The following is a 14,494-nucleotide window of genomic DNA, read 5'->3' as shown; positions in this document are numbered from 1 at the left end:
ACCGGCACACCCACCCGATGCTGATCCTGCACCGCGCCGAACGCACCGACACCCTGGCCGATGCGCTGGCCGAGGTCTTGGCGCGTCCGCTCGGCGATCCCATGCGGCCCGAGATCGTCTCGGTTCCCGCTGCCGGGGTCGAGCGATGGCTCGCCCAGCATCTCGCGCGACGGCTGGGAACCGGGACCGGCGAGGACGGAATCGCCGCGAACATCGACTTCACCGGGCCGTCCCGGCTTGCGGATGCGATCGGCGCCGCGGTGCTCGGCGATACCCGTCTGCACACCGCCGCCTCGCTCACCGCGCCGGACGACCCGTGGCGCGCGGCCGAGCTGACGTGGCCGGTCCTGCGGGTCCTCGACGACCGCATCGACGATCCCGCTCTCGACGTCATCGCGCGGCACATCGGTGCCGGCGACGCCTCCTCGCCCCGGATCGGACGCCGCTACGCCACCGCGCGGCATCTGGCCGAGCTGTTCGACCGCTACGGGCGGTCGCGACCGTCCTTGATCGCCGACTGGGCCGCCGGTCACGACCTCGACGGCGCCGGTCGACCCCTGCGGGACGATCTCGCCTGGCAACCCGCATTCTGGCGCGCGGTCCGCGACGAGATCGGCCGCCCGCATCCCGCGGAGAATCTCCCCGCCGTCTGCGATCGCCTGCGCACCGACCCCGAAGCCGGGGGACTGCCGGAACGGTTGTCGGTGTTCGGGCCCACCCGGATCACCGAGTCGTTCCGTCGGATCGCCGCCGCCGCGGCCGTCCACCACGATGTCCACCTGTTCGTGCCGCACCCGAGTCCCCGGTTGTGGGAGGAACTCGGCGCCCTCGTCGATGCCGATGCCGGCGAGGGGGTCCCGCCGCGGCGCGGGGAGCGCGAGCTCCCCGAACTACGAAACCCGTTGCTGGCCGGCCTCTCCCGGGATCCTCAGGAACTCCAACTGCGTCTGGCCCCGATCGTGGACCGGGATCTGCACCATGCCCCGCGGCAGCCGGTTGTGGCGGATACGGCACTGCACGCCGTGCAGTCGGGGATCCGCGACGACCTGGCCCCCGCGGCTGACCTCACCGCCGCCTCGGCGAGCTCGAACATCCCGGATACCGCGGACCCGTCGGTCGAGGTGCATGCCTGTCACGGACCCGAGCGCCAGATCGAGGTGTTGCGGGACCGATTGCTGCATCTGTTCGCGGCCGATCCGGAGCTGCAGCCGCGGGACGTCCTCGTCATGTGCCCGGATGTCGAGACATTCGCGCCGCTGATCCGTGGCGCGTTCGGCCAGGCAGGTCTGCCGCACCCCGCCTTCGATCTACGGGTTCGCCTGGCCGACCGCGGAATCCGTCACGTCAACCCGATCCTCGACGTCATCGTCGGGGTCGTGGAGCTGGCCGCGGGTCGCGTGACCGCCGGCGAAGTCGTCGACCTCCTCGGCGCCCCGCCGGTACGCACCCGGTTCGCGATGACCGACGACGACCTCGACCTGATCCGGGAATGGTTGGCGCACAGCAACGTCCGCTGGGGCCTGGGTGTCGCCGAACGGGCCCGGTACGGCCTCGAACGATTCCGGCAGGGAACCTTCGATGCCGGTCTGGATCGGATCGCCCTCGGTGTCGTCGCCGAGGAGGCCGACGACGAGTGGCTCGGCACCGCACTGCCGCTGGCCGGCGTCGAGAGCACCGGGATCGACCTCGTCGGCCGGTTCGACGAGTTCCTCGACCGCTTGGGTCGGGTGCTGGCCGAACTGCGGGAAGCCGCTCCCGCGCACCGATGGGCGGAGACGCTCATCGACGCCGTCTCGTCGCTGACGGCGACCGAGCCCGCCGAGGATTGGCAACGCGCACAGGCAATCCGGATGCTCAGCGAGGCCTTCGGGGACACCCGACCGGTCGAGCCGGAGGAGGTGCTGCGTCTGGCGGACGTGCGGGACCTCCTGTCGGCGCTGGTCGCCGGCCGGCCGACGCGCTCGAACTTCCGCACCGGAGAACTGACGGTGTGCACGATGGTGCCGATGCGCTCGGTGCCGCACCGGGTGATCGTGCTGCTCGGGATCGACGCCGAGGTGTTCCCGCGTGTCCAGCGTATCGACGGGGATGACGTACTCGGCGTCGATCCGCTGGTGGGCGAACGCAATCCGCGGGACGAGGACCGGCAGTGTTTCCTCGACGCGATCTGCGCCGCGCAAGATGCCCTCCTCGTCTTCTACAGTGGCGCCGACCCCGTCTCCGGCCGGCGGATCCCGCCCGCTGTGGTCGTGAGCGAACTGGTCGACACGCTCACCGGTCTGACCGGCGTGAGTCCCGTTCGCCGGCATTCGCTGCACGGGTTCGACGCGCGGAACTTCACCCCCGGTGGCGTGCCGGGAATCGCGGGGCCGTTCAGCCACGACGCGTCGATGCTTCGCGGAGCCGAGGCCTTACGCGAGCCGACGCGGCGCGTGGTGGTCGCCGCTGCCGAGGTGCTGCCCGCGCCGGAACGGAACCCCGACACCGAGGACATCGACCTCGCGACCCTCATCGACTTCCACGTGGACCCGATCGTGGCGTTCGTCCGCCAGCGCCTCGGTGCCCGCATCCCCGACGACGACCGGCCACACGACGACCAGCTCGATGTCGAACTGGAACCACTGGACAAGTGGGGGATCGGCGACCGATTCCTCTCCCGGATGCTGACCGGGGTGTCCATCGGGGAGTGCGAGGCGGCCGAGCTCCGGCGCGGCACGCTGCCGCCGTTCGCCTTCGGCACCCGCGAGCTCCGCGCGATCTCGCGGACGGTCACGCGGCTGTACGGCGTCGTCGAGCCGTTGCGCACAGGTACTCCCACGACCCTCGACGTCCTGGTCCGACTACCCGACGGCCGCCGGGTGCACGGAACGGTCGGTGACGTGTTCGGCGACACCGGGCCGACCGCGTTGGTGCGGCCGACGTACTCCAAGCTCAAGGCCAAACAGCAACTCAGCGGCTGGATCACGCTTCTCGCGGTGGCCGCCGCCGCGACCCAGGGCAATGCCGCGGCGCGGTCGGTGGACTCGGCGGTCCTGATCGGGCGGGCCCCGCGAGGCGGCGGGACCAGCACCATCACACTCCGGCGCCCCGAGGATCCGGTTCCGTTGCTCCACGACCTCGTCCGGCTACGTGACGAGGGTCTTCGTCGTCCGCTGCCGCTGCCGCTGGAACCCGCGTACACGTTCGTCGAGAACGACGGGCCCGGCCGGCGCAGCACGTTCTCGCTCGCCAACGCCCGCCGGAACTTCGACGACAGATTCGGTGCCGCGCACGACCCATATGTGAAGCTCGCATTCGGCGGGGACGTGCTGGCCGAGATCGATTTCGACGACCTCCTCGACGGCGCGACACCCGACCACCGCACCGTCGGCGGTGTCGAACTGCCCATGGCCGACGACGAACCGTTGTTCGCCGGGCTGGCCCGAACCGTGTGGGTGCCACTCGATCAGCACCGGGAGGGCACGTGAGACGGCCGGCCACCTTCGACGTCACCGCCGACCTGCCGGATCACACCACGGTCCTGGAGGCGAGCGCCGGAACCGGGAAGACCTACGCCATCGTCGGACTCGCGGCACGGCACATCGCCGAGGGTGTCCCGATTTCGGAGATGCTGCTGGTGACCTTCAGCCGGGCCGCGACCGCCGAGCTGCGCGAACGCATGCGAGACCGTGTGCGCGAGTTGCTCGACGGGCTCGACCGTCCCGGTGCCGCCCCCGGCCACGACGCGCTGCTGCAGATGCTGGCGCAGGGAGCACCGGACGAGGTCGCCACCCGCCGTCGCAATCTCGCCCGCGCTCTGAGCGACTTCGACGCGTCGACGATCGCGACCACCCACACGTTCTGCAACCGCATGCTGGAGGCGCTGGGGTTCCTGGGTGAGCGTGAACTGGTCTACTCGATCGTCGAAGAGGTCGACGAACTCACCGAAGAGGTGGCACTGGACCTCTACCTGCGCGGCTTCTGGGCAAGCGACACACCGGAATTCGACTTCACCGAGGCGCGGTCGATCGCCCGCGACGCGGTGCGCCAGGCGTCGGTCGCGCTGGCGCCGGACACCTCCGAGTCGACCGACGGGCCGGGTGCCGATGCGGTGGCCGCCCGCCGGGTGAGTTTCGCGTCTGCGGTCCGCCGTATCGTCGAGGCGCGCAAACGTGATGCGCGCGTACGCACCTACGACGACCTGCAGGCCATCCTGCAACGCATCGTGACCGACCCGGTGGTCGGCGAACGCGCGTGCGAACGTATCCGCAACACCTTCACCGTGGTCCTGGTCGACGAGTTCCAGGACACGGACCCGTTGCAGTGGGACATCCTGCGCCGGTGTTTCCACGGCCATCGCCGACTCATCCTCGTCGGCGACCCCAAGCAGTCGATCTACGGGTTCCGCGGTGCCGAGGTCCTGAGCTACCTCGCCGCGGTGTCCTCGGCCGACACCTTGCAGGCGCTCGACGTGAACCGGCGATCCGACGGCGCCCTCGTCGACGCCCTCGGGCATCTGTACGGCGAGGCGGTGCTGGGGCATCCGGGCATCGTGGTGCATCCGGTCTCGGCGGCACACCCGGGCAGCCGACTCGACGGTCGTCCGCCGCTGCGCATCCGCGCCTTCCTGCGCACCGACTTCACGTCCCGTAACGCCTACAACCTGCCCGCGGTGAAGGACGTCCGCGACCGGATCGCGGTCGATGTCGCCGACGACATCGCGCAGACCCTCGCCCAGGGCGCTCGACTCGAGGCCGACGGAACCTCCCGCCCGGTGGATCCGGGCGACATCGCGATCCTGGTGCGGCTCAACAGCACCATCGAACCGCTCCAGCGGGAGCTCGCCGAGCGCGGCATCAACTCGGTGATCGGGTCGGGGGTCAACGTGTTCTCCACGACCGCGGCCCAGCACTGGCTGTGGGTGATGCGTGCCGTCGAACAACCCTCCCGCGCGGACCGCGTGCGGTTGGCGGCGCTCACGACCCTGCTCGGCTGGTCGATCGAGAAGGTGGCCACCGCAGGCGAACCCGAGGTCGCCGAGCTCGGGGCCGAACTGGCCTCGCTGGGACGGGTGTTCGTGCAGGGCGGGTTCGCGGCGATGGCGCAGCGCCTGCTCGACTCGCACGGTGTCGCCGCGCGCGTCCTGGCCACCGAGAACGGTGAACGCATCCTCACCGATCTCCTGCAGGTGTCCGCGCTCTGCAACAAGCACGTGGTCGAGACCTCGGCGGGAGTCAGTGGCCTCGTCGAGTGGCTGGCCGAGCGGATCGCCGACACGTCCGCGCGCCAGCGATACGAAGACCAGAGTCGACGCCTCGACCGCGACACCCAGGCCGTCCAGATCATGACCGTGCATGCCAGCAAGGGCCTGCAGTTCCCGATCGTCTACGTGCCCTACGGCTGGGACGGGACGTGGATCGGCGACCGCGGCAACATCACCTACCACGACGAGTCGGGTACCCGGCGCCTCGATGTCGGTGGCGGACAGGCGCCCGGCCGCGCGGCGCGGCGCAAGCGGTACGCCGAGGAGACGGCCGGTGAAGACCTCCGGTTGCTCTACGTCGCGCTGACGCGGGCGCAATCGCAGGTCGTGGCGTGGTGGGCGCCGTCGATGAACACCACGAGCGGACCGCTGCACCGACTGATCTTCGGACGCGACACCGCGACCCGAATCCCTTCCGAGACCGGCGAATCGGTGTGGTCGGTCGCCCCCGACGTCCCCATACCCGACGACGACGCGACGTGCGTCGGCGTCCTGCGCACCCTGACCGGGCGCGATGCCGCGATCTCGGTCGAGCCCGCCGGCCGGATCGAGGCCGGTGCGGTGGCGGTCCCGCCGCACGCCGATGTCGAGCCGGCGACCCTCGGGGTCGCGCGGTTCCGGCGCGCCATCGATCAGGAATGGCGTCGCACGTCGTACTCGGCCATCGTCGCCGACGTCGCGCACGGCGCACCCGGGGGGCCCGCCGGTTCTGTCGTCACCACCGGCAGCGAACCGGCCGACGACATCCTGGGTGACGAGCCGGTCGCCGACCCGGTCGAGCTCGACGAGCCGCCCGCCGAGGGGCGCCGAGCGGGAACGCCGTCGCTGATGAACGGGCTGCCCTACGGGGCGGCGTTCGGCACCCTGGTGCACGAGGTCCTCGAATACGTCGACACCTCGGCGCCCGACATCGAGACCCATGTGCGCGAATTGTGTTCGCGCGCACTCGGGGTCCTGCCGGCCGACATCGACGCCGACGTACTGGTCGCCGCGCTCGTCGGCGTCCTCACCACGCCACTCGGTTTCGGCGATCTCTGGGGCGTCGAGCCGGGAGATCGCCTCGCCGAGCTCGACTTCGAGCTCCCGCTGGGGCCGCCGGATCGCACACCCGGCGCCCGTGGGGCGACGCCGGGGGTGTTCGCCGAACTGCTGGACCGGTATCTGCCCGTCGACGATCCGTTGCGTGACTACGTCGATCACCTCCGCGAGCTCCCCGATCGTGAACTGCGCGGTTTCCTGACGGGCAGCATCGACTCGGTGCTGCGCACCCCGGACGGCCGCTACGTGGTCGTCGACTACAAGACCAACCGCATCCGGGCGGGGGACCTGGTCGTCGAGGACTTCGACACCGCGGCCATGTCAGGCGAGATGATCGCCGCCCACTATCCGCTGCAGGCGATGCTGTATTCGGTTGCGCTGCACAGGTATCTGCGATGGCGCGTCGTCGGCTACGATCCGGTCCGGCATCTCGGCCCGGTGCAGTACCACTTCGTGCGCGGGATGGCCGGGCCGGGCACGCCGCCCGGTTGCGGCGTGTTCGAGTGGGATGTGCCCGCAGAGCTGATCCTCGCATTGTCCGATGCACTGGCGGGAGCGTCCCGATGACCGTGTCCGACGTCCAGGTGGTGGAGTGGGCCACCGGTGTGCTCGCCGAGTGGAACGAGGCCGGAGTGCTCGCCGCCGCGGACGTGCACATCACCGACCGTCTCGTGGCGATGTGCGCCGAGCCGGTGTCCGAGACCGCGCGTCTCGGCGCCGCGCTGGCGGTCCGTGCGGTGCGGCTCGGTTCGACGTGCCTCGCGCTGGACAGACTGGGCGAGTTGGCCGGCGACGACACCGTTGACCTCACCATCCCGTCGTCCGATGCGGTGCTCGACGCACTGCTCGAGAGTCCGCTCGTGGCCGGCAGCGAGGCGGGTCCGTTGCGTCCGTTGGTGGCGCGACGGTCCATCGACGGGCCGCTGGTGTACCTCCAGAAGTACTTTCGGCAGGAACAGACGATCCGCGAGACGCTGGCCCGCCGCGCACAGACGACACCCGTGGTCGAAGCCGATGCGCTGCGCGCTGCGATAGCCGCCGTCTACACCTCGCCTGAGGACGGGCACCTGCAGAAGCTGGCGGCAGCGGTCGCCGCGACCCGCTGGACCACCGTCCTGGCGGGCGGTCCCGGCACCGGCAAGACCTACACGGTCGCACGCATTCTCGCGGTGCTGGACGCCCTGCAGGGACCCGGCCTCCGTATCGGGCTGTGCGCGCCGACGGGCCGGGCGGCGGCTCAGCTGCAGGCCTCGGTGGAAGCGGAGTCGACGGTTCCCGTCACGGCGCACGCCGTGACGCTCCACTCGTTGCTCGGCTGGCGCCCGGGTGCCAACCCGAGGTACGGCCGCGGGCGGACACTGCCGCACGACGTCATCGTCGTCGACGAGACCTCGATGCTGTCGATGACCGCGATGAGCCGTCTGCTCGACGCAGTCCGTCCGGATGCACGGGTGATCTTCGTCGGTGACCCGCATCAGCTCGCGTCAGTCGAGGCCGGAGCGGTGCTCGCGGATCTCGTCGAACGGGCGGATGTCGCTGGAGTGCAGGGAGATTCGGGAACCATGACGGCGGTATCACAGGCCGCGCTCGAGGCGGTGGGCGGGGATGCCGATCATGAACTGGAACCCGAGGACACCGATCATCTCGCCGGTGGCGTCATCACCCTGCGGCGCCAATTCCGTTTCGGCGGCGGCATCTCGCGGGTCGCGGCGGCCGTGAACGCCGGTGACGCAGACGAAGTCCTGAGACTGGTCGCCGCGGACGACGTCCCGAACGTCGAACTCGTCGCGCCCGACGACCTCGATGCCGTCCGTGCCGATCTCGTCGAATGGGGCCGGGCGCTGCGGGCAGCGGCCCGTCGTGCCGATGCCGACGGGGCGCTCGACGCGCTCGACGCCCACCGGGTGCTGTGCGCGCACCGGGAGGGCTCATGGGGTGTCCGTGGCTGGTCGGCCAGGATCACCGAGTGGCTGGGCACCGCCGGCGCCGAGCTAGCCGGATGGTATGCGGGACAGCCCATCCTGGTCACCGCCAACGACCGCCAGACGGCGACGTTCAACGGCGACACGGGCGTGGTGATCGCCGATCCCGAGGGCCGGACGCAGGGGGCCGACGCAGTCCGGGTCGCCTTCCGTCGCGGCGGATCGGTGCGACTCCTGCACCCGACGCAGCTCGCCGACGTCGTGTCGGTCCACGCGATGACCATCCACCGCAGCCAGGGCAGCCAGTTCCGGCAGGTCACGGTGATCCTCCCGCCCACGGGCTCAGAATTGCTCACCCGGGAGTTGCTGTACACCGCCATCACCCGCGCCCGCGACCACGTGCGGATCGTCGGGACACCCGAGGTGCTGGCCGCGGCGGTCGACCGCCGCGTGCAGCGGGCCAGCGGTCTGCGATCGGCGGTGACGCCGTTCGACCGCTCCTAGATCAGGTCGCAACCACCGGGGACGAGGTCGCGGCGCTGATAGCACTCGACGCCGAGCAGCTTCTCCTGGATGTCGTCGGGCAGCGACATGAAGCCGGAGATGGCCCGGCTGCGATCGATCTCGGAACGGTGGGCGGTGACGGCGGCCCTCTTGCGGGCCGCGAGATCCGACACGTCGACGACCACGTCGATCTCGGACTCCGGGGTGCCGGGTAGCTGCTCCCGGGGGATGTCCGCGAACAGGCTCTCCGCGAGGATGTCCATCATCCACTCCGGGATGGTGGCGAAGTACAGCGAACGCACGCGCCAGGCCGGCCCGGCGCGGTGGTAGAGCTTCGTCGACGCCGCCGCGTCGGCCGCGGCGCACGCGAGCCGGTGCGCGTGGACGTGGTCGGGGTGACCGTAGATACCCAGCGGGTCGTAGGTGATGACGATGTCGGGTTGCAGTGCCCGGATGTGGTGGGTGAGCGCACGGACCTGTTCGTCGAACGACGCCTCGCACAGCCGCTGCGCATCGGGTGCGGATTCTGGTCGCCGGTCGTCGGCATAGCCGAGCATGATCGGTGGTCGCGGCATGCCGAGGATGTCGACCGCGTCGGCGAGTTCGCGGTGCCGGACGGTGCCGTCGGTCCAGGTACACATCACGAGGTCGACCTCGCCGCCGGCGTCGGTGTGACGCGCGATGAGTCCACCGGTCCACAGTGATTCGTCGTCGGGGTGCGCGTGCACCAACAGCAGTCGGGGTGTGCCCATCCACCTGGCTTCCTGATCGTTCCCGCACGGCACGGATGTCGTGCGGGGTAGTCGGTCCCCGACCCAGGGTAGCCACACCACCGCTCGGTAAAGTCGGTGTCCGTCACACGTGTCGCACCGGCGCGGAGATGTTCGTCCGTCCGGTGCACGAGAACAGAACATGGAGGTCTGCGATGAGCGCTCAGCCCGAAGTCCACGAGTTCCAGGCCGAGACCCGGCAGCTGCTGGATCTCATGGTCCACTCGATCTACTCCAACAAGGACAGCTTCCTGCGCGAGCTGATCTCCAACGCGTCCGACGCACTGGACAAGCTGCGGCTGGAGTCCCTGCTCGACAAAGACCTCGACGTCGACACCTCCGACCTCCACATCACGCTCGACCCCGATGCCGAGGCCCGGACCCTCGTCGTGGCCGACAACGGCATCGGCATGACCCGCGACGAGGTCGTCGGCCTGATCGGCACGCTGGCCCGTTCGGGCACGGCCGAGTTGCGCCGGTCGCTCGCGGAGGCTCGCGCGAACGGGGTGTCCGACGCGGCGGCCGAGGAACTGATCGGTCAGTTCGGCATCGGCTTCTACTCGACGTTCATGGTCGCCGACAAGGTCACGCTGGTGACCCGTAAGGCGGGGGAGAGCACCGGCACCCGCTGGGAGTCGACCGGCGACGGAACCTACACGATCGACGACGTCCCCGACGCCCCGCAGGGCACCTCGGTCACGTTGGCGCTCAAGCCCGTCGACACCGAGGATCACCTCTACGACTATTCGGATCCGACCAAGCTCCGCCAGCTCGTGAAGCGGTACTCGGACTTCATCGCGTGGCCGATCCGGATGGACGTCGAGAAGACCGTTCCGGTGGAGACCCCCGACACCGAGGCCTCCGACGCCGACAACGCGGACGAGAAGAAAGCGCCGGAGACGAAGACGGTCGTCGAGGCCGAGACGATCAACTCGATGAAGGCGCTCTGGGCCAAGTCGCGCTCGGAGGTGACCGACGAGGAGTACCAGGAGTTCTACCGGCACGTCTCCCACGCCTGGGATGCGCCGCTGGAGACCATCACGCTGCAGGCCGAGGGCACCTTCGAGTACCAGGCGCTGCTGTTCATCCCGACGCAGCCACCGTTCGACCTGTTCATGCGCGACAGCAAGGTCGGCATCCACCTCTACGTCAAGCGCGTCTTCATCATGGACGACTGCGCCGAACTGATGCCGGAGTACCTGCGCTTCGTCAAGGGTGTCGTCGACGCGGCCGACCTGTCGCTGAACGTGTCCCGCGAGATCCTGCAACAGGACCGCCAGATCCGCGCGATCCGTCGCCGGCTCACCAAGAAGGTGATCTCGACGGTCACCGAGATGCGCGCCGGCCGGCCCGACGACTACCGCACGTTCTGGGATGCCTTCGGCCGGGTGTTCAAGGAAGGTCTGGTCAACGATCCGGACAACCGCGAGGCGCTCCTCAAGGCCTCGTCGTTCGCGACCACCCACTCCGAGGACGAACTGACCACACTCGCCGACTACATCGGCCGGATGAAGAGCGGTCAGGACACGATCTACTACATGACCGGCGAATCGCGTCAGCAGATCGTGAACTCGCCGCACATGGAAGCGTTCCGCGCCAAGGGAATCGAGGTTCTCGTCCTGTCCGATCCCGTCGACGAGATGTGGGTCTCGGCGGGTGCGGAGTTCGACGGCAAGTCGTTCCAGTCGATCGCCAAGGGCGCCGTCGACCTCGACGGTGACGACGAGGACGCCGACGATTCCGCCAAGGAGGAGCAGAACAAGACCTACGCCGACCTGCTGGGGTGGCTCACGAGCACCCTCTCCGACGACGTCAGTGAGACGCGACTCTCGTCGCGCCTCACCGAGTCGCCGGCGTGCCTGGTCGGTGACACGTTCTCGATGTCTCCGCAGCTGGAGAAGCTCTACCGGGCGTCCGGTCAGGAATTCCCCAAGTCCAAGCGGGCACTGGAGCTCAACCCTGATCACCCGCTCGTCGCCGCGCTGAACAAGGCCTACGGAGCCGGGGATCACGAACAACTGGTGCCGACGGCGAAGCTGCTGTACGGCATGGCCGTGATCGCCGAGGGCGGTGAGCTCGACGACCCGGCCGAGTTCGCGAAGCTGTTGGCCGGTCGGCTGACCGAATCGTTCGCGGTGAGCGGACCGTCGGCCGGTTCGGAATCCTGATCGGTCTGTCCAGACCACGGGTACGCCGCAGGTGAGCCGCCGAAGACGGATCGTCGTCTTCGGCGGCGTGGCGGTTGTCCTGGCGGTGGTGCTGGTCGCCGCGCTCGTCGTCGGGCTGGCCCGCGAGGACGAGCGGGCGGCCACCCCGTCCGAGGCGGTGCAGACCTATCTCGACGCGCTCGCCGATGCCGACGCCGACGCGGCTCTGGGTGTCATCGATCCGCGCCCCGACACCCGGTTTCTGTCCGACAACGTCCTGCGGGCTCAACGCGCCGCGGCGCCGCTGGGCGACATCGAGGTCCGGTCTGCTGCCGACGGTGCGCCGGAGGAGAACGTCCGGGCGAGATACCGGATGGGTGCCCGGGTCATCGACACCGAGATCCGGACCGTACGGGTCGCCGACGGCTGGGCCGTCGTCGACGGCGCGATCGCGGTCCGGATCGAGTCGCTACGGGTTGTGCAACCGACGTTCTTCGGCGGCGAGGTCGAGGAAGGGGACACGGTGCACGTGTTCCCCGGACCGCAGCGCTGGGGCTCCCGCGACACCGACTTCGTCGCGCGCGTCGCAGACGACGATCCTCCGACCACGCCGAGAGGACCCATGTCCGTCCGCGTCGTCGGCGAACTGAGCGCCACCGGCGCCGGAGCCGTCAGCGATTCGGTGTCGGCGCACCTGACCGCGTGTGCGGCGTCGACCCAGGCCGATGCGGGTCGGCAGGTCGCGGGCTGTACCCAACGGTTGTACCGCTCCGCGGTGGACGGCAGTGTGCGGTGGACGGCTCCGAAAGACCTGTCCGGGCTGCGCTATCTGCTCCGTGATCCGGTTTCGGATGCGAGTGGGGACAGCAGCCGGGACGGGTCGGGTCTGGGTGTCGTCGACGTCGTCGGCCCGGTGCGCTGGCGGGTGTCCTACACCCCCGAGTACGACGCGGACGGCCCCCGGGTGGAGACCGTCGACGAGCAGTACCTCGTGGGCCATGTCGACCTCACCGAGAGCAGTCCCGAGTTCGTCACCGACGGCTGACCCACCGAGTTCCGACCAGGTCGGGTCAGCGCGGTCGCAGCCGGAACACCGGGATGCGGCGGTCGGTGCGCTTCTCGTACAGATCGAAGTTCGGCCACACCGCCCGCAGCGTCTGCCAGGCCGCGTCCCGCTCGGCGTCGACCAGTTCGGTGGGCACCGCCTCCGACACCTCACCGTGGACGATGATCTCGATCTCGTCGGCAGCGCGGAGGTTGAAGACCCACGCCGGCATCTTGGGACCGCCGAAGTAGGAGCCGGCGATCAACCAGTCCGACCCGTCCGGGACGGCCAGGAGTTGCGTCGTCCGGATCGCACCGCTCTTGCGGCCCGGGACCCGGATCGTGATGTTCGGCAGATCACCTATGTCGAGCAGGCTCAGCCGCTGTCCCGACATAGATTGAAGAACGCTGTCGCACCTGACGATCTGCGGGAGGAAGCGAGGCATCCAGGAGATCGACCCGATCTTCACTGCGAGTCCGCGCCGCACCTTCATGCGCCCAGTGTGTCACGGGGATTCGGCGAATCGACGTCGACTCCCCGGACCCGTGTCGAGTCTCCGCCGACGCCGTGACGGTTCGATGCCCTCCGGGCGGATGGGCACCGAGGTAGCGTTGCGGTCCGTGACGACCGGTGACAGCGTGACGCGCATCTTGATCGACGGCGGCCAGACCGGCACCCGCGTGCGGATCGAGACGCCCGACGGTGGTTCTGACCACGACGCGCCCCCGATCCGGACCGACCGACCGGTCGTGGAGCAGATCGCCGCAACTGTGCGGGACATCCTACGAATGGCGGAGGTGAGGTCGGGTCCCGACGGGTCGCCCGGCCCGGCGGTGGTCGCGGCCGGCGTGTCCGGACTGACCCCCGGCGCCTCCCGCCCAATCGATCTCCTCGCCGCGCTCGGCGACGCAGGCGTCGACTCCGTTGCCCTCGCCCATGATTCGGTGACCGCGTATTTGGCCGCGAATCGTCACGAGTTCGGCGCGGTCACCGCGGTCGGGACAGGCGTGGTCACCCTCGGGGTCGGCCGGGGCGGTGTCTGCCGGGTGGACGGCTGGGGATACCTCTTCGGCGACGCCGGCAGTGCCTACTGGATCGGGCGGTCGGGCATCACCGCGGCACTGCGCGCCTTCGACGGCCGGGGGCCCGAGACGGCACTCCGCGTGGCGACCGAGGAGGAATTCGGTCCGCTGGCCGAGTTGTACATGTCGGTTCAGGCCGACCCCGACCGCGTCGCACGCATCGCCGCGTTCGCCCGGGTGGTCGACGCCGCGTCGGAGGCCGGCGATGCGGTGGCCCAACAGGTCATCGACGACGCCGCCGACGAACTGGCGACGTCGGCGATGACCGCGCTCGGACGCAGCGGCCGCGAGGCCGGCGAGCCAGCACGCGTGAGCTGGGTCGGCGGTGTGATGTCGGCCAGTGATCGACTCCGAAACCGGTTCGTCGACAACGTCTCTCGCCGAGCCCCCGAGGCGTCCGTGGAACCGCCGCACGGCCCGCCCTTCGACGGCGTCCGACTCCTCACCGATCTCGACGCCGCACACCCGCTGTCCGAGCACGTCTACCGTGCGACCTCTGCTCCCTGAGCCGTCAGAACCGCGCAGCCCCCGCTCCCTGATGCGAAAGAAGCGCATAACCCCGGCTTCCTGAGGAGCGCTCGGAAGCTTGCGGAGTGCGCGTCCAGCCCCCCGCTCCCTGAGGAGCGCCCGGAGCTTGCGGAGGGCGCGTCCACCCCACCGCTCCCTGAGCCTGAATCTTTCACGGGTGGGTAGGGTTTCGCCGATCGGTTGTCGGTGTCGCCTTTTGATGGTTGGTGCTGGTGT

General features: G+C 69.8%; 8 protein-coding genes. 6 read left to right on the top strand and 2 right to left on the bottom strand.

The annotated features are described in order from the left end of the window. Nucleotides 1-17: 17 nt before the first annotated feature. The 3 genes from recC to recD are packed head-to-tail and all read left to right on the top strand — an operon-like array spanning nt 18 to nt 8,706. Nucleotides 18-3,467 (top strand): exodeoxyribonuclease V subunit gamma, encoded by a 3,450-nt coding sequence (gene recC, locus B1818_RS20160; protein ID WP_078113795.1) that lies wholly within the window; start codon nt 18-20, stop codon nt 3,465-3,467. Beyond that, the gene (locus tag B1818_RS20155) at nt 3,464-6,847 is read left to right on the top strand and encodes a UvrD-helicase domain-containing protein (RefSeq protein WP_078113794.1); all 3,384 of its coding nucleotides are present in this window, start codon (nt 3,464-3,466) and stop codon (nt 6,845-6,847) included. Before recC ends, B1818_RS20155 begins: the two co-directional genes overlap by 4 nt. Then, the gene (gene recD, locus B1818_RS20150) at nt 6,844-8,706 is read left to right on the top strand and encodes an exodeoxyribonuclease V subunit alpha (RefSeq protein ID WP_058253208.1); all 1,863 of its coding nucleotides are present in this window, start codon (nt 6,844-6,846) and stop codon (nt 8,704-8,706) included. Before B1818_RS20155 ends, recD begins: the two co-directional genes overlap by 4 nt. On the opposite strand, the gene B1818_RS20145 is transcribed toward recD, so the two are convergent. Then, nucleotides 8,703-9,458, bottom strand: coding sequence for a PIG-L family deacetylase (locus tag B1818_RS20145; RefSeq protein WP_058253209.1), 756 nt, complete (start codon nt 9,456-9,458; stop codon nt 8,703-8,705). The two genes, recD and B1818_RS20145, sit on opposite strands and share 4 nt — an antisense overlap. A 173-nt stretch (nt 9,459-9,631) precedes the next feature. Here B1818_RS20145 and htpG point away from each other — a divergent pair, with 173 nt between their 5' ends. Both htpG and B1818_RS20135 read left to right on the top strand, forming a co-directional pair. Further along, nucleotides 9,632-11,644: a molecular chaperone HtpG gene (htpG, locus tag B1818_RS20140; protein ID WP_058253210.1), complete on the top strand. Its 2,013-nt coding sequence runs from the start codon at nt 9,632-9,634 to the stop codon at nt 11,642-11,644. A gap of 31 nt (nt 11,645-11,675) precedes the next feature. Continuing rightward, nucleotides 11,676-12,668 (top strand): hypothetical protein, encoded by a 993-nt coding sequence (locus B1818_RS20135; RefSeq protein ID WP_058253211.1) that lies wholly within the window; start codon nt 11,676-11,678, stop codon nt 12,666-12,668. A 25-nt stretch (nt 12,669-12,693) separates the two neighbouring features. Here B1818_RS20135 and B1818_RS20130 read toward each other — a convergent pair whose 3' ends face one another. Beyond that, on the bottom strand, nt 12,694-13,161 hold the full coding sequence (locus B1818_RS20130; RefSeq protein WP_058253212.1) for a nitroreductase family deazaflavin-dependent oxidoreductase: 468 nt from the start codon (nt 13,159-13,161) through the stop codon (nt 12,694-12,696). 100 nt (nt 13,162-13,261) lie between these two features. On the opposite strand from B1818_RS20130, the gene B1818_RS20125 reads away from it, so the two are divergent. After that, a complete protein-coding gene (locus B1818_RS20125; RefSeq protein WP_058253213.1) occupies nt 13,262-14,257 on the top strand; it encodes an N-acetylglucosamine kinase in 996 nt (331 codons plus the stop codon). The last annotated feature ends 237 nt before the right edge of the window (nt 14,258-14,494 follow it).

Origin of the sequence: Gordonia sp. IITR100 (genome assembly GCF_002009645.1) — a bacterium.
GTDB lineage: Bacteria > Actinomycetota > Actinomycetes > Mycobacteriales > Mycobacteriaceae > Gordonia > Gordonia hongkongensis.
This window is presented reverse-complemented; position numbering and strand designations above follow the sequence as displayed.

Excerpts from the sequence above, each read along its gene's own strand:
- recC (WP_078113795.1), top strand. The coding sequence starts at position 18 with ATGCTGATCCTGCACCGCGCCGAACGCACCGACACCCTGGCCGATGCG.
- recD (WP_058253208.1), top strand. The coding sequence starts at position 6,844 with ATGACCGTGTCCGACGTCCAGGTGGTGGAGTGGGCCACCGGTGTGCTC.
- B1818_RS20145 (WP_058253209.1), bottom strand. The coding sequence starts at position 9,458 with ATGGGCACACCCCGACTGCTGTTGGTGCACGCGCACCCCGACGACGAA.
- htpG (WP_058253210.1), top strand. The coding sequence starts at position 9,632 with ATGAGCGCTCAGCCCGAAGTCCACGAGTTCCAGGCCGAGACCCGGCAG.
- B1818_RS20130 (WP_058253212.1), bottom strand. The coding sequence starts at position 13,161 with ATGAAGGTGCGGCGCGGACTCGCAGTGAAGATCGGGTCGATCTCCTGG.
- B1818_RS20125 (WP_058253213.1), top strand. The coding sequence starts at position 13,262 with ATGGGCACCGAGGTAGCGTTGCGGTCCGTGACGACCGGTGACAGCGTG.